General features: G+C 61.6%; 22 protein-coding genes and 1 pseudogene. 18 read left to right on the top strand and 5 right to left on the bottom strand.

Translation table 11 applies throughout. The features are described from left to right. Positions 1-4 precede the first annotated feature (4 nt). Together hslU and EJ066_RS09055 are read left to right on the top strand one after the other, a co-directional pair. Positions 5-1318: an ATP-dependent protease ATPase subunit HslU gene (gene hslU, locus EJ066_RS09060; protein ID WP_126036902.1), complete on the top strand. Its 1314-nt coding sequence runs from the start codon at positions 5-7 to the stop codon at positions 1316-1318. Positions 1319-1571: 253 nt separating this feature from the next. After that, positions 1572-2531 carry a DUF1402 family protein gene (locus EJ066_RS09055; protein ID WP_126036900.1) on the top strand — a complete coding sequence of 320 codons (960 nt, stop codon included), beginning with the start codon at positions 1572-1574 and terminating at the stop codon, positions 2529-2531. Positions 2532-2763: 232 nt separating this feature from the next. Here EJ066_RS09055 and EJ066_RS09050 read toward each other — a convergent pair whose 3' ends face one another. Further along, positions 2764-3195, bottom strand: a complete 432-nt coding sequence (locus tag EJ066_RS09050) for a dihydrofolate reductase (protein WP_126036898.1) — start codon at positions 3193-3195, stop codon at positions 2764-2766. Positions 3196-3493: 298 nt separating this feature from the next. Here EJ066_RS09050 and EJ066_RS09045 point away from each other — a divergent pair, with 298 nt between their 5' ends. Then, entirely contained in the window at positions 3494-4999 is a 1506-nt protein-coding gene (locus tag EJ066_RS09045; RefSeq protein ID WP_126036896.1) for an Ig-like domain-containing protein, read from the top strand. Between the two features lie 158 nt (positions 5000-5157). On the opposite strand, the gene EJ066_RS09040 is transcribed toward EJ066_RS09045, so the two are convergent. Further along, positions 5158-6036, bottom strand: a complete 879-nt coding sequence (locus tag EJ066_RS09040) for a LysR family transcriptional regulator (protein ID WP_189644461.1) — start codon at positions 6034-6036, stop codon at positions 5158-5160. Positions 6037-6186: 150 nt separating this feature from the next. Between EJ066_RS09040 and EJ066_RS09035 the strand changes: the two genes are divergently transcribed. The 5 genes from EJ066_RS09035 to EJ066_RS09020 all read left to right on the top strand — a co-directional run bounded on the left by EJ066_RS09035 (position 6187) and on the right by EJ066_RS09020 (position 10647). Further along, positions 6187-6450: a DUF4242 domain-containing protein gene (locus EJ066_RS09035; protein ID WP_126036892.1), complete on the top strand. Its 264-nt coding sequence runs from the start codon at positions 6187-6189 to the stop codon at positions 6448-6450. 218 nt (positions 6451-6668) lie between these two features. Next, on the top strand, positions 6669-7682 hold the full coding sequence (locus tag EJ066_RS09030; RefSeq protein WP_126036890.1) for an oxygenase MpaB family protein: 1014 nt from the start codon (positions 6669-6671) through the stop codon (positions 7680-7682). A gap of 97 nt (positions 7683-7779) precedes the next feature. Next, positions 7780-9576 (top strand): cation:proton antiporter, encoded by a 1797-nt coding sequence (locus EJ066_RS09025; RefSeq protein ID WP_126036888.1) that lies wholly within the window; start codon positions 7780-7782, stop codon positions 9574-9576. A gap of 154 nt (positions 9577-9730) precedes the next feature. After that, entirely contained in the window at positions 9731-9901 is a 171-nt protein-coding gene (locus tag EJ066_RS31270; protein WP_189644460.1) for a hypothetical protein, read from the top strand. 311 nt (positions 9902-10212) lie between these two features. Further along, positions 10213-10647 carry a peptidylprolyl isomerase gene (locus tag EJ066_RS09020; RefSeq protein ID WP_126036886.1) on the top strand — a complete coding sequence of 145 codons (435 nt, stop codon included), beginning with the start codon at positions 10213-10215 and terminating at the stop codon, positions 10645-10647. A 21-nt stretch (positions 10648-10668) separates the two neighbouring features. Here the strand turns inward: EJ066_RS09020 and EJ066_RS09015 are convergent, their stop codons facing one another. Genes EJ066_RS09015 through EJ066_RS09005 form a run of 3 tightly spaced genes read right to left on the bottom strand, consistent with a single transcriptional unit; the run spans position 10669 to position 13380 of the window. Next, positions 10669-11898 carry an FAD-dependent oxidoreductase gene (locus EJ066_RS09015; protein ID WP_126036884.1) on the bottom strand — a complete coding sequence of 410 codons (1230 nt, stop codon included), beginning with the start codon at positions 11896-11898 and terminating at the stop codon, positions 10669-10671. A gap of 5 nt (positions 11899-11903) precedes the next feature. Next, the gene (locus EJ066_RS09010) at positions 11904-12218 is read right to left on the bottom strand and encodes a MocE family 2Fe-2S type ferredoxin (protein WP_126036882.1); all 315 of its coding nucleotides are present in this window, start codon (positions 12216-12218) and stop codon (positions 11904-11906) included. A gap of 52 nt (positions 12219-12270) precedes the next feature. Further along, positions 12271-13380, bottom strand: coding sequence for a fatty acid desaturase family protein (locus tag EJ066_RS09005; protein WP_126036880.1), 1110 nt, complete (start codon positions 13378-13380; stop codon positions 12271-12273). 169 nt (positions 13381-13549) lie between these two features. On the opposite strand from EJ066_RS09005, the gene EJ066_RS09000 reads away from it, so the two are divergent. The 10 genes and pseudogenes from EJ066_RS09000 (at position 13550) to EJ066_RS08955 (ending at position 21208) form a co-directional block, all read left to right on the top strand. Next, a complete protein-coding gene (locus EJ066_RS09000) occupies positions 13550-14581 on the top strand; it encodes a LacI family DNA-binding transcriptional regulator (protein ID WP_126036877.1) in 1032 nt (343 codons plus the stop codon). 382 nt (positions 14582-14963) lie between these two features. Further along, positions 14964-15905, top strand: a complete 942-nt coding sequence (locus tag EJ066_RS08995; protein ID WP_126036875.1) for a sugar ABC transporter substrate-binding protein — start codon at positions 14964-14966, stop codon at positions 15903-15905. Between the two features lie 211 nt (positions 15906-16116). Further along, positions 16117-17193 (top strand): ABC transporter permease, encoded by a 1077-nt coding sequence (locus EJ066_RS08990; protein ID WP_126036873.1) that lies wholly within the window; start codon positions 16117-16119, stop codon positions 17191-17193. Positions 17194-17195: 2 nt separating this feature from the next. After that, the gene (locus EJ066_RS08985; protein WP_126036871.1) at positions 17196-17963 is read left to right on the top strand and encodes an ATP-binding cassette domain-containing protein; all 768 of its coding nucleotides are present in this window, start codon (positions 17196-17198) and stop codon (positions 17961-17963) included. Between the two features lie 130 nt (positions 17964-18093). Further along, positions 18094-19089: an inositol 2-dehydrogenase gene (gene iolG, locus EJ066_RS08980; protein WP_126036869.1), complete on the top strand. Its 996-nt coding sequence runs from the start codon at positions 18094-18096 to the stop codon at positions 19087-19089. A gap of 26 nt (positions 19090-19115) precedes the next feature. Continuing rightward, positions 19116-19910 (top strand): SDR family oxidoreductase, encoded by a 795-nt coding sequence (locus EJ066_RS08975; RefSeq protein ID WP_126036867.1) that lies wholly within the window; start codon positions 19116-19118, stop codon positions 19908-19910. Positions 19911-19918: 8 nt separating this feature from the next. Further along, a pseudogene (locus EJ066_RS31800) lies at positions 19919-20023 on the top strand (integrase); the annotation flags it as partial. 79 nt (positions 20024-20102) lie between these two features. After that, a complete protein-coding gene (locus tag EJ066_RS08965; protein WP_126043799.1) occupies positions 20103-20369 on the top strand; it encodes a type II toxin-antitoxin system Phd/YefM family antitoxin in 267 nt (88 codons plus the stop codon). Further along, positions 20366-20788 carry a type II toxin-antitoxin system VapC family toxin gene (locus tag EJ066_RS08960; RefSeq protein ID WP_126036865.1) on the top strand — a complete coding sequence of 141 codons (423 nt, stop codon included), beginning with the start codon at positions 20366-20368 and terminating at the stop codon, positions 20786-20788. The genes EJ066_RS08965 and EJ066_RS08960 overlap by 4 nt, the downstream gene beginning before the upstream one ends. 57 nt (positions 20789-20845) lie before the next feature. Beyond that, a complete protein-coding gene (locus EJ066_RS08955) occupies positions 20846-21208 on the top strand; it encodes a hypothetical protein (protein ID WP_126036863.1) in 363 nt (120 codons plus the stop codon). Positions 21209-21574 lie beyond the last annotated feature (366 nt).

Raw genomic sequence — 21574 nt, 5'->3', positions numbered from 1 at the left:
TGATATGAGCACATTCTCGCCCCGCGAAATCGTTTCGGAACTCGATCGCTTCATCATCGGCCAGAAGGACGCAAAGCGCGCCGTGGCCATCGCCTTGCGCAACCGCTGGCGGCGCCAGCAGCTCGAAGGCCAGATGCGCGAGGAGGTGATGCCGAAGAACATCCTGATGATCGGCCCGACCGGCGTCGGCAAGACCGAGATTTCGCGCCGCCTGGCGCGCCTTGCCGGTGCGCCGTTCGTCAAGGTCGAGGCGACCAAGTTCACCGAGGTCGGCTATGTCGGCCGCGACGTCGAGCAGATCATCCGCGACCTGGTCGAGATCGCCATCGGGCTGGTGCGCGAAAAGATGCGCGAGGATGTCAAGGCGCGCGCGCATATCAACGCCGAGGAACGCGTGCTGGAAGCGCTCGTCGGCAAGACGGCGAGCCCGGCCACGCGCGACTCCTTCCGCAAGAAGCTGCGCGACGGCGAGCTCGACGACAAGGAGATCGAGATCGAAGTGAGCGACACCGGCACCGGCGGCATGCCCGGCTTCGAGATTCCCGGCATGCCAGGCGCCAATATCGGCGTGCTGAACATCAACGACATGCTGTCGAAAGCGATGGGCGGCCAGAAGACCAAGACCCGCAAGACGACGGTGAGGGAATCCTACGCGCTGCTGGTGGGCGACGAGTCCGACAAGCTGCTCGACCAGGATGAGGTGGTGCGCAGGGCGCTCGAATCGACCGAAAACGACGGCATCGTCTTCCTCGACGAGATCGACAAGATCGCCTCGCGCGAGGGCGGCATGGGCGCCGGTGTGTCCCGCGAAGGCGTGCAGCGCGACCTGCTGCCGCTGGTCGAAGGCACCACGGTCGCGACCAAATACGGACCGGTGAAGACGGATCACATCCTGTTCATCGCATCGGGTGCGTTCCACGTCGCCAAGCCGTCCGACCTGCTGCCCGAACTGCAGGGCCGCCTGCCGATCCGCGTCGAGCTGCGCGCGCTGGAGAAGGACGATTTCGTCCGCATCCTGACCGAGACGGAGGCCAGCCTGATCAAGCAGTACATCGCGCTGATGAAGACCGAGGGCGTCGATCTCGTGTTCGCAGACGACGCCATCGATTCGCTGGCCGGCATCGCCGTCGACCTTAACGCCAGCGTCGAGAATATCGGCGCCAGGCGGCTGCAGACGGTGATGGAGCGGGTGCTGGACGAGATCTCCTATGACGCGCCGGACCGCCACGGCACGTCGGTAACGATCGACGCCGCCTATGTGGAGAAGCATGTCGGCGACCTGTCCAGAAACACGGATTTGTCGCGATTCATCCTGTAAGACGACGGCGCCGGGCATTCCGGTGCAGGGTGGGCGGGGATTCTCCAACGTGTGGCCAAATGGAAGCATATGGCCACCTTTTGTCTCGGCAGGCGAAGGGGCTCTCGACTCGACCTGGAGCTTTACCTAGTTTGCCCGGCGACTACGGCACCGCGCAGCCTTTGAATGCGCAAAGGACGCCGTAGCAGTTGATTCTGCGCATGACCCCCGAAAATTGCTTCCGGGGGTCATGCGCTGTTATAGGCGGCGGCGCATGAAAAAACTGATCCTCGTCATTCTCGGGCTGACGCTGGCGACAGCCATGTTCGCCGCGCAAGCGGCGACGATGGTGCCGCCGGGCAACCGCAATGCCGAGCAGCCCAACATACCGGGCGCCTCGAGCCGGCGCACCCAGGCCACCAACACCACCTTCCAGGCGAAATACCGCAAGGTCTATGCGCTGCTGCAGAACGACGCCGATCTTCGCGGCAAGATCAGCCAAGCGGCGGCGACATATGGCATCGACCCGATGCATATCGTCGGCGCCATCGTCGGCGAGCACACGTACAATGTCGATGCCTACGACCGGCTGCAGACCTACTACGTCAAGGCGATCTCCTATCTGTCGAGCAAGCTGTCCTTCGCCTATGACGGCGAGGACATCACCGATTTCGTGCAGCGGCCGCAATTCCAGAAATGCGCCGGAAAATCGGACAGCTACGCGCTCTGGGCGTGCCGCGAGCAGGTGTGGAACCAGTCCTTTCGCGGCAAGAACGTCGACGGGGAGAGCTTTCCCGACGACCGCTTCGGCGCCACCTTTTTCCAGCCTTATTATGCCGGCCAGACCTTCGGCCTCGGCCAGCTCAATCCGCTGACCGCCTTGCAGATGAGCGATCTCGTGAACGAGGTTTCCGGCCTGCCGAAGCTCGACGTCGGCGATCCGAACGCGGTCTACAAGACCATCATGGATCCCGACCTCACCTTGTCCTATGTCGCGGCGGCGCTCCGCAAATCGATTGATGCCTACAAAGACATTGCCGGCTTCGACATATCGGGCAATCCCGGGATCACATCGACGCTCTACAATGTCGGCAATCCGGAACAGCGCGCCCATGCGCTGAAGGCCGAAAACGACAGACGCCGTGCCGCGGGCGAGCCGGAGAAGCTGCCCGAGGAAAATTACTATGGCTGGCTGGTCAACGACAAATTGCCGGAGCTGAAGGCGCTGTTTTAGCGGTGAAATCCGACGCTTGGTACCGCACAGCCGCCCTGGGTGGAAAGCGGAAATCGCTTGCACCCTGTAAACATGGTGCGCCGCCATCCCATAGAATTCCGGGCGGCGTTCCCAGCGCGCCTCGTTGGCTGGCCTTCAGCCCACCGGCCGGAGTGACACTTTGCAGTCGTCCAATTGCGAGCGTCGCATGACGCCATCTCCTCACATGTTCAAAAGGTGATCGGGTCCTTCTTCATTGGTCGCGGTGATTGCTGGCAACTTCGCCACCTCCCATAAGCCATCTTGCATCGAACCAGCGGTCCGCCGGCCCGTCATAGGGCAGCCGCGTGACATCCCAGTGGCTGACGAAGCGCGCGTAGGCGTCCCAGACCGGTGGACCGCCGCCGATGAAGACCACCCGGCCGGCAAAGCGCTGGAGCGTGTCCTTGGGATCCATGCTGGAGCGAACGACGACAAGTTCCCGATCCGCGCGAGCAAAATCCGGAACGCTCGCGATCGTCTTGGGACCGGCGAGCAAGACGTGTCCCCTTGTGAGGTCGAAAAACCGTGCCACGTCGGCGACGAACTCCGGCGACCGCTCGCCTTCCCATGGAAGGCGGCCTTTGAGGCCGAGCTGCCCCGCTTGGCCGATGGCACAGACAACCCTGACGACAGTCTTCTTCATGAGAGCTCCATCCATAGCTGGTCTGATCGCATTCGCCATGCGGCGCAACGTGTTTCCGTAAGATGGCCCAAACAGCCTCAAACAACGCTCTCTGCTCCGCATAAATTGCCTTTGCGGCACCAAGCGGTGCCGATGCTCGCATTGAGCTCTATCCGACTGCCGAGAGACAGAATTAACTACATTCGAAGAAGACGAAAAGCGGTTCGGTTTGTCACCGATCCGTCTCGCGTAACATGTTAATCGTTGAAATCGGGGTCATCCGCAGTACGTCCAGGCGCAAAGGCAAGGAAGAGACAGGATGCCGACCTTGAGCAATGGCAGTGAACTTGTCGTATGGAACGAACCCGAGGATCCCAATCCTAGCCCTGACGCGGTCCTATTCAGTATTACAGAGACCGACGGGGACGTAATCGGACCGGTAGGGGCGAAGCCGGATTTCCTTTTCGGTCGGATCGAACTGGCTTCTGTCGATGTTTTCGACGGCTTCTTCACCATCACCAGCTTCACCCATGAAGGCAGGATCGAGACTTGGACGACCGTGGAAACGCAGGTCTTCGACAACGAAGGCAATTTGCTCCGCACCGTGTCCGACCAGGCGGCGTTCCTGTCGGCCCAGATCGTCTCGGTCAGCGCCGACAGCCCCGACGACATCACGGTGACATGGATCGGGGCGAACGAATATTTCGGCGGCGAAAACACTCAATACGGTCAGCACCAGATCATCTTGGAAGGGGGCGTGCTTCAGTCCGACACCTTCGTCAATCACACGCCCATCGTTGCCGACCTGGACTTGTCGGTTTCGCAGGCGCAACCTCTCGACGACATTAAGTTCAGCGCGGCAGATGCCGACTACGACCTCTTGAACTTTGTCATCGTAGACGGGCCGGACAACGGCACCCTAGCGCAGGGGACGAGTTTCGACGGTAACTACTACCCGTTCCACCAGGGTCATTATGGCACCACCCTGCACTATCATGCGGATTTTCTGAGCGGAAACCTGTTCGACTACACGCCAGATGCCGGCTTCATCGGCACCGACAGTTTTACTGTTTACGCCACGGACGGTCAGGGCAACAGCAATTTAGCGACGATTACGATCACAGTCACTCCGCCGGCCGAATCCATCACCTTGACCGACGCCAAAAACATCGTGAGCTACGCAAGCTATGACCATGCCGTGCTCGTCGCCGCGCTGGGCGGCGGCGACCGCATCAGCGGCACCCCGTTCAACGATACGCTCGACGGTGGCGCCGGCCACGACCAGCTATTCGGCGGCGCGGGCGCCGACGACATCATTGGCGGCGGGGGCACCGATTGGCTGAAAGGCGGCGCCGGCAATGACGAGATCAGCGGCGGTGAGGGCGCGGACGGCATCCGCGGTGACACCGGCGACGACGTCCTCGACGGCGGCGCCGGCTCCGACGACATGCGGGGTGGTGTTGGCGACGACATTCTCAATGGCGGCGCCGGCCGCGACCGGCTGGCTGGCGACCCGGGCAGGGATGTCTTCGTGTTCGACGCACTCGGGCCGGCGAACTACGACAGGATAGAAGACTTCAATGCGATCGACGACGTGTTCTGGCTGGACAGCTCCGCATTCGTCGGGCTATCGGCCGGCTCGCTTTTCGCTGCGGCTTTCGTCGTCGGCAAGCAAGCCATCGATGACAGCGACCGCATAATTTACGACAAGGGGACCGGCGACCTGCTGTTCGATGTGGACGGGGCAGGAGGAGCGGCGGCTGTCAAGTTTGCCGCCGTGGATCCGAGCACATTCCTCACTGTGGACGACTTCTTCGTGATCTAGGAGCGCGTGGGTGGGGCGCAGTTAAATCGACCAGGCGTAATCGCGCCCATGCGAAGGGCTTCTCTCTCGATTGCGCAGTAAGCCGCCCCGGGGGGAACACCAGGGCGGCGCAGACGGCATCTCAAATCAGCAGTAGCTCGAGCTTCAGCAATAAACGGTTAGCCCGGCCAATCGAAACTTTGGGCAGCTCGGACCATTGCTGCCGTCGCCGGGCTATATGGCCGACCCGGAACGCTAGCCAGGGACACCGTGCGTGCCACCGCGGGTTCGATCAGCGGGCGCTGCAGAAGTTCAGGCGATGTCACCGAATATTCAGGCATGAAGGCGAATCCGATCCGCGCCAACACCATTGATTGGACCCAATCCTCGCGCTCGGAACGAAAGCGGGCATAAAGGCTGACGTCTCTTTCCCGGCACACACCCATCACCAGGTCCCGCATTTCGCAGGACAGACGATCGACATAGGGTTCCTGAGAGAGATCGACCAACTTGATTGCATTAAGGGTCGCAAGCCGGTGATCCGGCGCGAATACGACGACATAACGCTCACTGTAGAGATCATGGACGCGGAAAGCCGCTCCCAGTCCCTCCAGCGGATTAAGAACGGCCAGATCGAGATCGCCTTGCTCAAGCCTGTTTTTCAATTCCTGAACGCTCGCTTCGCTAACTTCGAGCTCGACGCCATGATAGTCGCGCTGGAACTTTGCGAGAAACCGGGCGAGCTTCACATGGCCAATGGTCGACATGACGCCGAGGCGGATCGGCACCTGGTTGAGCAGCCTAAAATTATCGGCAAGCGTCCTGGTTGCGTGGGCCTCCTGCATGATCTGCTGAAGATGCGGCAGAATGGAGCGCCCGAACTCACTCAGGAGGATGCGCTTTCCTTCGCGGTGGAACAAGGGCGCGCCAAGCTCATCCTCGAGCGTCTTGACCGCTTTGGTGAGCGCAGGCTGAGACACATTGCAATCGGTGGCGGCCTTGGTGAAGTTCAGCATCTTCGCGGCGGCAAGCACGTAGCGGACCTGAAACATCTCCATGGCGAGCCCTCCCGAGGCGGTTCCACGAAACGACATTGTAGCCTCTTCATCGATAACTGTCGGCTATCGATTGATAGAAAAAATGTCGTTCTCTTTCGCCCGCCATTGCGTTCAACTCCTGTGGTCACTGAACCAGGAGGAGATCTGGAAATGACCGTCTATATGGTTGAACGCGACCTCAAGGGCATCAGCATGGAAGCTCTGGGAGATGCGCAGAAGGCGGCGATCAGCAAGGCCGCCGAGATGACGTCCAAGGGCACCGACATCAGGTATCTGCGCTCGACCTTCGCACCGGAGGACGGGCGCTGCATGTGCCTGTTTGACGCTGTCTCCGATACCGACGTGCAGCGTCTAAACGACGATGCGGGGCTGCCCTATAACAGAATCGTACCGGCGCTCGATCTTACCCCATAAGACCGGCACGACCGGGCTCGTGACGACCATCCGGGCCTGGTGTTCTTGCGGAGTCATGCGCAGCAAACGCAACGCCGTGGGCTATCGGCATCCCGAAACAGAGCATTACATTATCCTCGGCCAGCACCTGTTGTGCTTGCCGTTGGAACGGCGGGAAGACCAAAGACGTTCATCCGCCAGGCGCCGGTCTAACGCTTGCTGTTCCCAGGACGCGTACCATGTTTCGCAACTCGGGCAACATTCCTCTGCCTCGCCCGCTTGAGCGTCGTGTGGACACTCTTGCGCGGTCGTTGATGCGCCAGCGGCTCGGACCTCAGATGGACTTCTCGACCCCGGAAGGCGAGCCGGCGCTGTTGCCGCCTGACTCCCTGTCCTGGCGTATCTTCAAGAACCCTGTTGCACTGTTCATCGGCGGGGTTACTGCGGTGCTGCTCGAATTGGCAGAGCCGCGGGTTCGCGACGCCATTTGGCAGCACAGCACATTTCGCTCCCATGCGCTCCGACGATTGCAGCGTACGGGCCTCGCTGCCTTGATCACGGTCTACGGCCCTCGAACCAAGGCCAAGGCCATGATTGAAGGTGTGGTCAGGATGCATGGCGGCGTTTCAGGTCGAACCAGCGAAGGCGAGCCATACCACGCCACCGACCCGGAGTTGCTGGACTGGGTGCAAGCGACGGCCGAGTTTGGTTTTATGGAGGCCTATCACACCTATGTGCACCGTCTGCATTTTTTCGAACGGGACGCGATGTTTGCTGAGTCTCGCCCCGTCGCGCTTCTCTATGGTGCGGTCAGCGCGCCCACGTCTCAGACCGAGCTTTACGCGCTATTCGACGTGATGAGGCCAAGACTCGTCGCATCGCCGATCGTCTCGGAGTTCCTGGAAATCATGGAAGAGGTTCCCGCCTTGCCGAGAGTGGCTCGACCGCTTCAGCGGCCGCTTCTCAAGGCGGCCGTCGAGATCCTGCCCCACTGGGTCCGCAAGCGGTTGGAACTCGGCGACCGATGGACGTTGAAGCCGTGGGAGCATGCTTTTGTGAAGACGACGGCCGCAATCTGCGATCGCATCGTGATCCCCTCATCACCAGCCGTCCAGTCGTGCCGTCGCCTCGGTCTTTCCGAGAGCTATCTCTATCGGCGACGTGATCCACGCTTTTCACCATTGACGGAGCGCGTCACGGATGCGTCACCAGGAGGATTGATTTGCGACCTCCGAGCGCCGCAAAGCGCGTAAGATTGAATTCATCGGGCGACTTGGTCGGCCATTGGCTATGCACACACTATGTATTCCAGTACGGAAATTGTGCATCAAGCCAGAGACAGAGGGATGAGTGGCAGCGCCGATCAATATCGATTCCTATAGCGATGCGCTTGTCGTACTTGGGACGGCGGGCATTGTTGTTCCGTTGATGCGGCGTTTCGGATTTAGCACCGTGCTCGGTTACATGGCGGCTGGGGCGCTCCTTGGTCCACTGGGCTTGGGCTCGCTCATCAACGCATTTCCGTTCTTGTACTGGGTCACCGTCGTCGATGCCAAAAACGTTGCTGGGATCGCCGAACTCGGCGTGGTGTTCTTGCTCTTTATTGTCGGCATGGAGCTATCCTACGAACGTTTGAAGACCATGCGCCGCCTGGTGTTCGGACTCGGGAGCTTGCAGGTCATCTTTTCCGCCGCTGTGATCGGCGGAATCGCAGCCCTGGCCGGCAACTCACCGACCGTATCGATCATCCTCGGCGCCTGCCTTGCCTTGTCCTCGACCGCGATAGTTATCGAGGTGCTTTCCCACCAGGGGCGGCTTGCCACGGTTGCCGGCCGAGCCAGTTTTGCCGTGCTCCTGGCGCAAGACCTGGCTGTGATTCCAATCCTGCTCTTCGTCTCCATCCTAGGTGGCGACACGAGCAGCTCAGTCACGGCCAATCTCGCGCTTACCTTCTTGAATGCGACGCTTGCCGTTACGGCGATCGCTATCGTCGGGCGTCTGTTTCTGCGGCCCCTCTTCCGAATGGTCGCCTCCGCCGGAAGCATTGAATTGTTTGTGGCCGCGACGTTATTCGTGATTATCGGTACCGGGGTCGCGGCCGCGCTGGCCGGACTGTCCATGGCGCTGGGAGCGTTCATCGCGGGGCTGCTGCTCGCCGAGACCGAATTTCGCAAGGCGATAGAAACAACCGCCGGTCCTTTCAAGGGGCTGCTGCTTGGCGTATTCTTCTTTACTGTCGGCATGAATATCGACGTCCGCGAGCTTGCTCGCGAACCATTCTGGCTTCTTGCCTCTGTCGTCGGCCTCATTGGTGTCAAGGTGCTCCTGCTCACCGGCCTTGCCTGGATCTTTCGCTTGTCCTGGCCTGCAGCGATCGAAACGGGCCTGCTCCTTGGTCCAGGCGGCGAATTCGCATTCGTTGGCATTGGCATGGCAACCACGCTCGGACTTATCAGCTCCAACGTCTCGAGCTTCACCTTGACAGTGACTTCGATCACGATGACGCTCATTCCGGCGCTGAGTCTGGTCGCACGGCGATTGACGCCGAGGTTCCAGGAGTCCAGGGCGCTCGACCCGGAACTCGCCGTCGCGCCAAGTGACGTCGCCGGACACGCAATCGTCATCGGGCATGGCCGGGTCGGACACGTCGTCTGCTCGCTGCTGGATCGGCACAGCTGTCGCTATATCGCAGTGGACAATGACGCCGCCGCGGTCCCGGCATACCGGCGAAGCGGGCGAGAGGTCTATTACGGCAACGCGACAGACCCGGAATTCCTGAAGAGCTGCGGTCTCACGGACGCCAAAGCCGTCATCGTAACGGTTGCCGGGCAGGCCGATATCGACGAAATCGTAAGACAGGTACGTGCGCTGAGACCGGACATCGTCATCGTCTCGCGCGCCCGCGATGCTGGCCACGCGCGTCACCTCTATGCGATTGGTGTGACCGACGCCGTGCCTGAAACGATCGAGGCCAGCCTGCAGCTGTCAGAAGCGGCGCTGATCGGATTGGGCCAGGCGGCAGGACCGGTCATCGCTTCGATCCATGAGAAACGCGATGAATTTCGCCGCGAGCTGCAGGAGGCGGCGGCACCGAAAGCAAGCGGTTCCACGCATTCGATCCGGTCAAAAAGATCTCGATTGCCGTGAGATGGACCAAGGACAAATAAGCCATTGGCAATATCCGATCAGGGTCATGGGCGTGAATTCGGCCGACGAGCTTCCGCTCGGGTCGTCTCCCGCCATTCCGAGTGGGTACCGAGCGTCAGGCTTTCATCACTAGACAGCGGTGAAAATCCAACGTTTGGTACCTGACGACCACAGCCGCCCGGGTGGGCCGAACACCTACTATGCTCATGGTCTCGGCATCGCGATGTACGATCTGTTCGCCGGCGGCGGGTTTCTTGCCGGTGATGTCGAGTTCTACCGCACGAGCAACGAGTGCCAACCTGCTGACATTCACCCCGGCGTCTAAATTCGAAGGCCTCATCTGTTCGGATGCCGTTGGCTCCCGCCCCGATCTGCTGCTCGACCTGCCATCCCAGATGTGGTTGTTCCTTCAGCCGTTTCGAGACTGCGACGAAGCCGAGCACGGTTCAGTTGGTGTCGGGCATAATTGTTCTCAGGCACCGAACCTCGACATTTCTCGGCAGCTCCAGCACTTTACATCGGCAGCCGAGCCCCTAGTTTTAGAGTCTCGCACCGCGCACCTTCGTGCGTGGATGGTCGAGAACGGGGCCGTGAACTCTGGGCCGGTCCCTCAAAAACTCCCAAAGGATGGCAGCCATGACACAGGCCAAGAATGGCGATACCGTGCGCATCAACTATACTGGACGTCTAGTCGACGGCACTCAATTCGATTCTTCCGGCAGTGAACCGCTGCAGTTCACACTGGGTGAAGGACAGCTGATCCCCGGTCTTGAAACCCATGTCGATGGCATGGAGGTCGGCACGAAAAGCACCGTTACCGTTCCCGCCGACGCCGCCTACGGCCCGCATCGCCCTGAAGCGGTGGTAACCATCGACCGCGCCAACGTGCCGGAAAACATAAACATTGATATCGGCGCCCGATTGCAGGCCCGCACCCGCGAAGGGCGCGCCATGCCAGTAACAGTCGTCGGCGTGGACGACGCCAGCGTCAAGCTCGACGGCAATCATCCGTTGGCCGGAAAGGACCTGGTGTTCGACGTTGAACTGGTCGAGATCGTCGAAGCGGCGTAGTTCCGGCATCGACGGCCCGGTTCATGCCGCCAGCAGCGACTTCAGCTTGACCGTTTGCGAGCCGAGCGCTTCCGGCGCCGGCGTCGCCCGCCTGGCGATCAGCATCTCCGCCAGCCTTATGTCGCGGGCGACCGCATTGCCCGGGCCGATGCCGCTCGCCGCGACCAGCCGGCCGTCCTGCGTCAAATGGAACAGGATGAAGGCGCCGTCGTCGAGGTCGCGGCGCACAACGCTGCAGCCCTCGTCCGGCAGGCCGGATATCTGCAAGGTCAGGCCGTACTGATCCGACCAGAACCATGGCACAGCCGCGTGGGCCTCGCCGGCGCCCAGCATGTTCCTGGCCGCAAGCGCGCCCTGCTCCTGCGCGTTGCGCCAGGCTTCCAATCGCACGCGCCGGCCGCCATAGACGGCAAGCGGAAACGAGCAGCAGTCGCCGGCGGCAAAGATATCCGGATCGGTGGTGCGAAGCTCGGCATCGACCGCTATGCCGTTGTCGATCGCCAGTCCCGCCTCTGCGGCAAGTCCGGTCACCGGCACGGCGCCGATGCCGATCACCGCCAGATCGGCGACGATGTGCTGCCCGCTGGCAAGCGCGATGCGCACCTCGGCGCCGTCGTCGGCGATCGCGGCGATGCCGGCCCCGCATAGGATGTCGACGCCTTCGGCCTCATGCGCGTCATGGACGATTTTGGCGATCTCGGCCGGCACGCCGCGCATCAGGATGCGCGGCTGCGCCTCGATGACGGTGACCGCGGCGCCCAGCCTGCGCGCCGCGGCGGCGAGTTCGAGGCCGATGAAGCCGCCGCCGACGATGGCGATGCGGTTCCCGGCGCTGAGATGGGCGCGAATGGCGAGTGCGTCGTTGAAGGTCCGGAGATAGACGCAGCGCGGCCCGAGGCCCGGCATCGGCAGCTTGCGCGGGATCGAACCGGTCGCCAGCAACAGCTTGTCGTAGGGCAGGACCGAGCCGTCGGACAGGCGCACGAGATGCGCCGCGCGGTCGATCGCCACCGCCTGAACCGAGTGGATATGCCTGATCGATCTCTCGGCCAGCACCGCGTCGCTGGCGATCGCCTTGATCTCGGGCGCGTCGCTGACCATTGCGTCCTTGGACAGCGGCGGCCGCTCATAGGGCAGATGCGGCTCGTCGCCGACCAGCGTCACCGGCCCGTCATAGCCGAGATCGCGCAGCGCCAAGGCAGCGCGTCCACCGCATTCGCCGGCGCCGATGATGACCATCCCCTTCGTCATCGCCGTCACCCAATCTGAATGAGGATTTTGCCGGCGTCGACCTTGACCGGATAGGTCCTGAGATTGACGCAGACCGGCGCACCCCTGGCCGCACCGGTCTTGTAGTTGAAGCGGCCATTGTGCTTCGGGCATTCGATGATGTCGTCCATCACCAGCCCGTCGGCCAGATGCACCTTCTCATGCGTGCACAAACCGTCCGTCGCGAAATATTCGTCGTCGGGGCTGCGATAGATGGCGAAGGTGCGGCCGTCATGGTCGAACCGCATCACGTCCTCTTCGTCGATGTCTTCGGCATCACAGGCCTCGACCCAGTCGCTCATCGGTCCTCCCGGCAGAATTTTGCTTGGTCAACTTGCCCGGCACGGGCGCATGTCATTCCGCTGCCGCCGCGACAGCATGGTTATCGTTGTGAAGCTCTTCACGATAGGGCTTCGCGGTCGGCGGCAGCGCGCGCTTGAGGAAATAGTCTTCATGGCGCAGCTGGCGCAGGAAGGCAGGCACCATCTCGCGATAGCCGACCAGGATCGACGGCGTCGGCGCCGGCAGGTCGTGCTTGATCAACTCGTGCAGCCTCGGCAGCGCGTGATAGGGCACCATCGGGAACATGTGGTGCTCCACATGGTAGTTCATGTTCCAGTAGATGAAGCGGCTGATCGGGTTCATGTAGACGGTGCGGCTGTTGAGGCGATGGTCGATGACATTTTCGGCGAGGCCGCCATGCTGCAGCAGGCCGGTCATGACATGATGCCAGGCGCCGTAGAGCCTCGGCAGCCCGACCAGCATCAAGGGCAGGAACGAGCCCGTATAAAGCGCCAGCGCGATCGTCGCGGCATAGATCGCTGTCCAGATACGGGCGATGCGGATCGCCTTCGGCTGCTCCTGCTCGGGAATGAAGGTCTTTTCCGCCGGGCTGATGATGCCGGCCGCATTGCGCACCATGTCGGTCATGGCATGCCAGGCATCGACAATGCCGAAGACATTGAGCACGACGCGCAACAGATCCGGCGGGCGCATCACCGCGATCTCCGGATCGCGGCCGACGATGATCGTATCGGTGTGGTGCCGCGTGTGACTCCAGCGCCAGGTCACCGGGTTGCGCATGATCATGAAGCTGGCGACCTGGTAGATCACATCGTTCATCCACTGCGTCCTGAACGCGGTGCCGTGACCGCATTCGTGCCAGCGTGAATCTGTCGAGGATCCATAAAGGACGCCATAGACGAAGAAGAACGGCACGCACCACCACGTGCCCCAGAACCAGGCGCCGCCGGCGCCGCTCAGGATCAGCGCGCCGAGCCAGATGATCGTATCGCGGATCGCCGGCCCGTCCTCCCGCTTCATCAGCTCCTTCATCTGCTTGCGGGGCACGTCGGTGTGATACCACTCGGCCGCCGCCAGCCCGGTCTCGACGGCGCGCTTCGCGTCGCGGCCGAGCAGGCTGTAGTCACGCCGGGAGGGCGTTGCGGATAGTGTCGCTTCCATAGACGCTGCCTCCGTCGGCACAACGTCCGTCAGGACGGGTGCCCCCTGCCACAGGTGCTTGCGTTGTAAAGTAGCGCCAAGCCATGATAGGCTCAATGTCACAAAGATAGTTTCTATCATTTCCTATCATAGTGGTGTAAGGCTATGCTAGCAATCAGGCAGGAATCTCATGGCAAAACGGCCGACCATCACCGATCTGGCGCGCATCTCCGGGGTCAGCGTCGCCACAGTCGACCGGGTGCTGAACAACCGCTTGCCGGTGCGCGAGGAAACCGCGCGCCGCGTCTATGAGGCCGCCACCAGCATCGGCTACCACGCCGCCGGGCTGATCAAGCAGCGGATGCGCCAGGAACTGCCTGAATACCGGCTCGGTTTTCTGCTGCTGAGGGGCAATGATGTTTTCTATAACGATTTCGCGCGGGAGCTCGAACTGGCGGTGTCGCAGTCGCAGCGCTTCCGCGGCGTCGCAACCATCGATTTCGCCAGTTCGCTGGCGCCCGACGAGATCGCTTCCCAGATGCGCAAGCTGGCGGCGAAATCCAGGGCCGTCGCCCTTGTCGGCCCGGACCATCCGACGCTGACGGCAGCCGTCGAGACCCTGAAGGCAAGGGGGCAACCCGTCTTCTCGCTGTTGTCCGACTTTGCCGCCGGTATCCGGGAGGGCTATGTCGGCCTCGACAACCGCAAGGTCGGCCGCACCGCGGCCTGGATGATCGCCAAGGCGGCGAGAAAGCCCGGCAAGGTCGCCCTTTTTGTCGGCAGCCATCGCTTCCATGGCCATGAGCTGCGCGAGATCGGCTTCAGATCATTCTTCCGCGAGCATGCGCCGGAATTCACGGTGCTGGAGACGCTGGTCAACCTGGAAGCCAACCAGGTCACCCATGATGCGATGATCGATCTTCTGGCGCGGTACCCGGATCTTGCCGGCTGCTACGTCGCCGGCGGCGGCATGGAAGGCGCGGTCTCGGCGCTCAGGGCCGTGAGGCCGGTAAATATGCCGGTGGTCGTCTGCAACGAGATCAACGCCGAATCGCGCGCGGCGCTCGCCGACAACATCCTGACCATGGTGATCTCGACGCCGCTGGCAGCACTATGCCGCGAACTTGTCGGGCTGATGGCGCATGCCATCGAGGCAGGCGCTGCCAATGCGCCGGGCCAGACCTTCCTGCCCTTCGATATCTATCTGCCCGAGAACATCTAGGTTCGGGCAAAACCTCTGGGCTCAGACAAGGCATCCAGGTTCAGATCGGGCATCGCGAATGCGTCGGCAATGATGTGAACCATCAGCCTGATGGATTCTTGCAGAAGATTTGCCGACCCTCAGCTGCGTTATCCGAAAATCCGGCGTCCGCTTTCGGAATCTCCTTGACGCCCGCACTCAGAATGGAATAAATATTTCACTAACTAGGCATTTTGGTTCTTTCGTTCCGGAACATCTGTTTCAAGCGGAGGACGTGGCGTTCCAGTCAACGCGGAAATCGCCATCGGGAACGGAGATGGCAATCGGGAGAGATTCCCCGGGAGAGCGGGGATTCCGGGTAGATCGGTGTAGCCGGACACCAATTCTGTGGAGGAGAAATAAAATGAAGAAACTGCTTTTGGGCGTCGTGTTTTCGGCGCTGATGAGTTCGTCCGCCCTCGCCGCCAAGATCGGCGTGTCGATGGCGCTGTTCGACGACAACTTCCTCACCGTGCTGCGCAACGGCATGATCGAGCAGGCCAAGGGCATGGAAGGCGTGGAATTGCAGGTCGAGGACGCGCAGAACGACGTCGCCAAGCAGCTTGACCAGATCAAGAACTTCGTCGCCTCGGGCGTCGACGCGATCATCGTTAACCCGGTCGACACCTCGGCCACCCAGGCAATGTCGGACGCCGCAGCTGCGGCCAAGGTTCCGCTGGTCTATGTCAACCGCGAGCCGGTCAACGTCGACACCCTGCCGGACAACCAGGCCTTCGTTGCCTCCAACGAGGTTGAGTCCGGCACTCTCGAAACCCAGGAAGTCTGCCGCCTGTTCAAGGAGGCCGGCAAGACCGAGGCCAATGTCTACGTGATCATGGGCGAGCTGTCGAACCAGGCCGCGGTGCAGCGCACCAAGGATATCGACGATGTGATCGCCACTGCGGAATGCAGCTTCATCAAGATCATCGACAAGCAGACGTCGAACTGGAAACGCGAGGAAGCGCAGAATCTGATGACCAACTGGCTGTCGACCGGCACGCAGTTCGACGGCGTGATCGCCAACAATGACGAAAGCGCCATCGGTGCCATCCAGGCCATGAAGGCCGCCAACATCGACATGAAGTCGGTTGTCGTCGGCGGCGTGGACGCCACCCAGGACGCGCTTGCCGCGATGCAGGCGGGCGACCTCGACGCGACCGTGTTCCAGGATGCGGCCGGCCAGGGCGCCGGCGCCCTGGACGCCGCGCTCAAGCTTTCCAAGGGCGAGACGGTCGAACAGAAGGTCTACATCCCCTTCCAGCTGGTCACGCCGGCAAACATCGACAAGTTCCTGCAGAAGAACTGAGGCAGCGGGATCGTTTCGATAGGGAGCGGCGCGTCAGAGCATCGGACCGGTTTCGAGAAGGTCCAATGCTCGAAACAAGAGCATCGGACCTAAACGTGGAAACCGGTTTTGGGGAAATCCGATGCTCAAAGCAAGGGACGGCGCCGCTCCTCTTTCCCTCATCGCCGTAGACAGGCGGCGGAACGGCGACTGCTGACGGAGGAAGCAAGATTTGGCACAGACAACCCATGGCGTCGGCGGTCTCAGCTATGATGCGAAGAAGCGCACATGGCCTGCCGAGTTCAACGTTTTCCTGGCGCTCATCATCCTCGTCGGGGCCTTCGAGCTGATAGGCCGGATCTTTCTCGGCGACAGCTTCCTGTTCAACACCCGCGCCAATGTCGATACGATCTTCAACCAGGCGCGCCTGCAGATCATCATCCTGCAGGTATCGATCGTCGGCATCATCGCCATCGGCGTAACGCAGGTGATCATTTCCGGCGGCATCGATCTTTCCTCGGGTTCGATCGTCGGCGCCACGGCGATGATCGCCATGAGTTTCGCCCAGGTGGCGACGGTCAACGGCAACCCTAACCCCAAGGCGATGTTCCTCGCGCAGGGCTGGACCGACCTGCCGGTGATCGTGCCGGTGCTCGTCGCGATCGGCTGCGGCCTGCTGGCGGGCCTGATCAACGGATCGCTGGTCGCCTACACCCGCATTCCACCCTTCATCGCCACGCTCGGCATGATGGTCACCGCGCGCGGCGTCGCCAAATGGTGGTCCAAGGGGCAGCCGATCTCGTTTCCCACCGAAAGCTTTGCCGCAATCGGCAAGGGGCTGATGCCGGTCATCATCTTCATATCGCTGGCGGTGCTGTTCCAGCTGATCATGACATACACACGGTATGGGAAGCACTGTTATGCCATCGGCTCCAATGAGGATGCCGCCCGCATGTCCGGCATAAATGTCCAGAACCACAAGATCCTCGTCTTCGTCATTGCCGGCATCCTCGCCTCACTCGCCGCCGTGGTGCTGAGCTCCAAGAACCTCACCGCTCAGGCCGGCATGGGTGTGATGTACGAACTGGACGCGATCGCCATGGCGGTCATCGGCGGCGTCTCGCTGTCGGGCGGCCGCGGCTCGATCATCGGAACGGTGATCGGTGCGCTGATCTTCGGCGTCATCATCTCCGGCTTCACCTTCCTGCGCCTCGACGCCTACTACCAGGAGATGGTCAAGGGCGTGATCATCATCGGCGCAGTCGTTCTCGACCAGTGGCGCCAGCGCCTGCGGGCAATGAGGGCTTGATCATGTCAGACATCGTCCTGAAGACCGAAAACCTGACCAAATATTATGGCGGCGTGCATGCGCTCGAAAGCGCGAACTTCGAACTGCGCAAGGGCGAGCACGTCGCCATCATGGGTGACAACGGCGCCGGCAAATCGACCTTCGTGCGCCAGATCACCGCCGTCGAGCAGCGCACCAGCGGCAAGGTCTGGTTCGACGGCCAGGAAGTGAACTTCTCCGGCCCGATCGCGGCGCGCGAGGCGGGCATCGAAACCGTGTTCCAGAACCTTGCGCTTGCCGACGATCTCGACGTACCGTCGAACCTGTTTCTCGGCCGCGAGAAGGTGCTTTTCAATCTCGGGCCCTTCTCGATCCTCGATCGCAAGTTCATGCGCAAGGCGACCGAGGCGGCACTGGTCCGCACCGCGGTGAAGATCCCCAACCTCAACAATACCATCCGCCATATGTCGGGCGGCCAGCGCCAGTGCGTGGCGATCGCCAGAACCGCGACCTTCGCCTCCAAGCTCATCATCATGGACGAGCCGACGGCAGCACTTGGTGTGCAAGAGACGATGCAGGTCGAGAACATCATCCGCACGCTGAAGGCCAATGGCGAGCCGCTGATCCTGATCAGCCATAATATGCGCCAGGTGTTTGACCTTTGCGACCGCATCGTCGTGTTCCGGCGCGGCCGCATCGTCGCCAATTTGCGCAAGCAGGACACCGACGGAAACGACATCGTCTCCTACATCACCGGCTCCAAGACCGGGGAGGCGGAACTTGCCGCCTAGAATCGATGCCGCGGCGGCGGGCTGTCGGTCCGTCGCCGCTCTGCCACGATAAGACAATCCCCGTGCCTCTCGGCTTGACAGGCCGGCGCGCAGACACTTCCATTTCGAACCATCCTCAAAGGAAACTCCTATGCCTCTCCGCTTCGCCCTCCTCGGTGCCGGCCGTATCGGCAAAGTCCACGCCCGCGCGGTCGGCTCCAATCCGCAGGCCAAATTGGTCGCCGTGGCGGACGCCTTCGAGAAGGCGGCGACCGAGCTGGCGTCGGCCTATGGCGCCGACGTGCGCACCATCGAGGCCATCGAAAAAGCCGGGGATATCGACGCGGTCATCATCTGCACGCCGACCGACACCCATGCCGATCTGATCGAGCGGTTCGCCAAGGCCGGCAAGGCGATCTTCTGCGAGAAGCCGATCGACCTGGACGCCGGCAGGGTGGAAAGATGCCTGGCCGTGGTCGACAAGGCCGGCGCCACTTTGATGGTCGGCTTCAACCGCCGCTTCGATCCGCATTTCGCCGCCGTGCGCAAGGCGATCGACGACGGCGCCATCGGCACGGTCGAGATGGTGACCATCACGTCGCGCGATCCCGGCCCGCCGCCGCTCGACTATATCGGCCGCTCGGGCGGCATCTTCCGCGACATGACCATCCATGATTTCGACATGGCGCGCTTCCTGCTCGGCGAGGAGCCGGTGGCCGTCAGCGCCCATGCCTCGGTGCTGGTCGACAAGAAGATTGGCGAGGCCGGCGATTTCGACAGCGTCAGCGTCATCCTCGAAACCGCTTCCGGCAAGCAGTGCGTTATCTCCAATTCGCGGCGAGCCACCTATGGCTACGACCAGCGCATCGAAGTGCATGGCTCGAAAGGCATGATATCGGCCGAGAACCAGCGGCCGGTGTCGATCGAATTGGCCAATGAGAAGGGCTATACGCGCCCGCCGCTGCACGACTTCTTCATGACCCGCTATCTCGATGCCTATGCCAACGAGATCGCCGCCTTCATCGCAGCGGCGACGTCAGGCAAGAAGGCGGCGCCGAGCGGCAAGGACGGGCTCGTCGCGCTGAGGCTGGCGGACGCGGCGCTGAAATCGGCCAGCGAAGGCAAGACCGTCCGCCTCGACAGCTGAGCAACACCAATCACAGGAGCAAGGCGATGAACGGTTCAGCCGATCGCAATTCAGAAACATGCGCCATCGTCACAGGCGGCGCGCAAGGCATCGGCTTCGCCGTTGCCGAGGCGCTGGCCGATGAGGGCTGCCGGGCGCTGGCGCTGGTCGGCCGCTCGCAGGAAAAGGGCGACAAGGCCGTCGCCGCGCTGAAGAAAAACGGCGTCGACGCCATCTTCATCAGCGCCGATGTCTCAGAGGTGGCCGATTGCAAGCGGGCCGTCGAGACGGCGATCGCCCATTTCGGCGCCGTCAACGCGCTGGTCAACGCCGCCGCCACCTCGGCGCGCGGTTCGCTGGTCGAGACAAGCGAAGAGCTTTTCGACACGATCTTTGCGACCAATGTGCGCGGCCCCTTCTTCCTGATGCAGGGCGTGGTGGCGCATCTGCTCGCCCGCAAGGCGCCCGGCTCGATCGTCAACGTGCTCTCGATGTCGGCGCATTGCGGCCAGTCCTTCCTGACTCCCTATTCGTCGAGCAAGGGCGCGCTGATGACGCTGACCAAGAATGTCGCCAATGCCTATCGCGGCAATCGCATCCGCTGCAACGCGGTGCTGCCCGGCTGGATGGACTCCGAGGGCGAAGCGATCGTGCAGAAGAAATGGCACGACGCGCCAGACGACTGGCTGGAAAAGGCCGAGGCTGCGCAGCCGATGGGCCAATTGGTGAAGCCGGACCAGCTTGCCCGGCTGATCAGCTATATGATCAGCCCGCAATCCGGCGTCATGACGGGATCGCTGGTCGACTATGACCAGAACATCGCCGGATCGTCGCCAGAGTAGGATCGACGGAGCAGCCTCTCGTCCAGAAACAGCTCGGCCATGCGTCGGCCGAGAAGACCCGAAAATATCAGTGCCGGCGTGAACGGTTCCGGACCAAAGTATCCAGGCTCTGAAAGCCCCTCTCCTTCCCTGTTGCCGCCACATCGCCATTCCCATATAGTCAAGATAGTCAGAATGGTCATGGAAGCTGAGATGCAGTCTGCGCCTAAAGAGGGTACCAACTGGACGGTCGCCGGGGCAAAAGCCCGGCTCTCGGAGGTTATCGAGCGCGCGCAGTCTTCGCCGCAGACGATCACCAGAAACGGCAAACCAAGCGTGGTTGTCGTCTCGGCCGAGGAATGGCAGCGCAAGACCGCGCGCAAGGGTACGCTTGCGGAGTTCCTGATGGAGTCGCCGCTGCGCGGCGCCGATCTCAACCTTGAGCGTCAGCGCGACGAACCGCGTGATCTGCCGCTGTGAGGCTACTGCTCGATACGAATGTCCTGTCCGAGGTGACAAGGCCGGCGCCGGACGCACGCGTTCTGGACTGGCTGGACGGGCTTGATGAGGACCGCTCATTCATCAGCGTCGTGTCAATCGCCGAGATCCGGCGTGGCGTCGCCCTCATGGATGAGGGCCGGAAACGCGAGGCACTGGCCGAATGGCTAGCTCAGGATCTGCCGCAGCGCTTCGAGCAGAGGGTTCTTCCGGTGGACGAACCGGTTGCCTTGGCTTGGGGCGACCTGATGGGCCTTGCGAAGCGCCGGGGTCGCGGTCTGTCGTCAATGGACGGCCTGATCGCAGCCACCGCGATTGCGCGGCAGCTCACCTTGGCAACGCGCAATATGAAGGATTTCGAAGGCTTTGGATTTGAACTCTTCGATCCCTGGACTGCGTGAACCGCCCGGCTCAGCATGTCGAACCTCGAAAACGACTAGAGGCAAGGAGGAGTGCATTTGCTTTCATATCAATTGCTGAAAAACCACGCTGGCATTCTTCTGATCGGCGACTACACGTCTCTTCGATGGCTACACACGGTCGTGCATGACATCAATGAGCGATCGCCGCTCATTAAGGACAGAGAAGGCCTGTTCCTAAATCTAGCCTACGATGTCCGGAAGGCCTACGAACGCCAATGCGAGATTCTGCAGCCGCCCCCAGATCATGAGGAAATGGGCATCCGTTATGGTGTCCAGGCGCTGTGGCCCGTTATTCTTCTTCAGCAAAGGATGCTGAGGGTATCGCTGGCGTATCTCGAACACACCGCTAAAACCCAGGCCGGAGGCTCTCAAGGAGGATTTCGCAGCGCTTGGCGCTGAAGCAGTTGCGCATTGGCAGCGGCTGGATCCAGCATACCGCAATGTTTTCGATGGTCTCTGGAGCCGTACCGCGATTTTCTGCTCATGGTCAAAAGCTGAGCGAAGGCGGCATTTTCTGGACCTACTGTCCAGTTTCGAACCATGTACGAAACCCTCTACACATACCGCCTTCAACGCGGCGAGAAGAATCTTCTGTCACCTGGAGACCTTTTGGAGTGGGACAACGTCGAATGGCCTGATCCGCGCTGGTAGGCCCAATCAAGCACGTGACAAGCGCCCCGGCTTCGATTATATGAGCCGCATGATCAACCTGACCGCCACGTATTGGTACTTTAGCAGCTCGCTGGCGGCGGGAGGATTGCGCTC

It is taken from the genome of Mesorhizobium sp. M9A.F.Ca.ET.002.03.1.2, assembly GCF_003952365.1.
Classification (GTDB): domain Bacteria; phylum Pseudomonadota; class Alphaproteobacteria; order Rhizobiales; family Rhizobiaceae; genus Mesorhizobium.
This window is presented reverse-complemented; position numbering and strand designations above follow the sequence as displayed.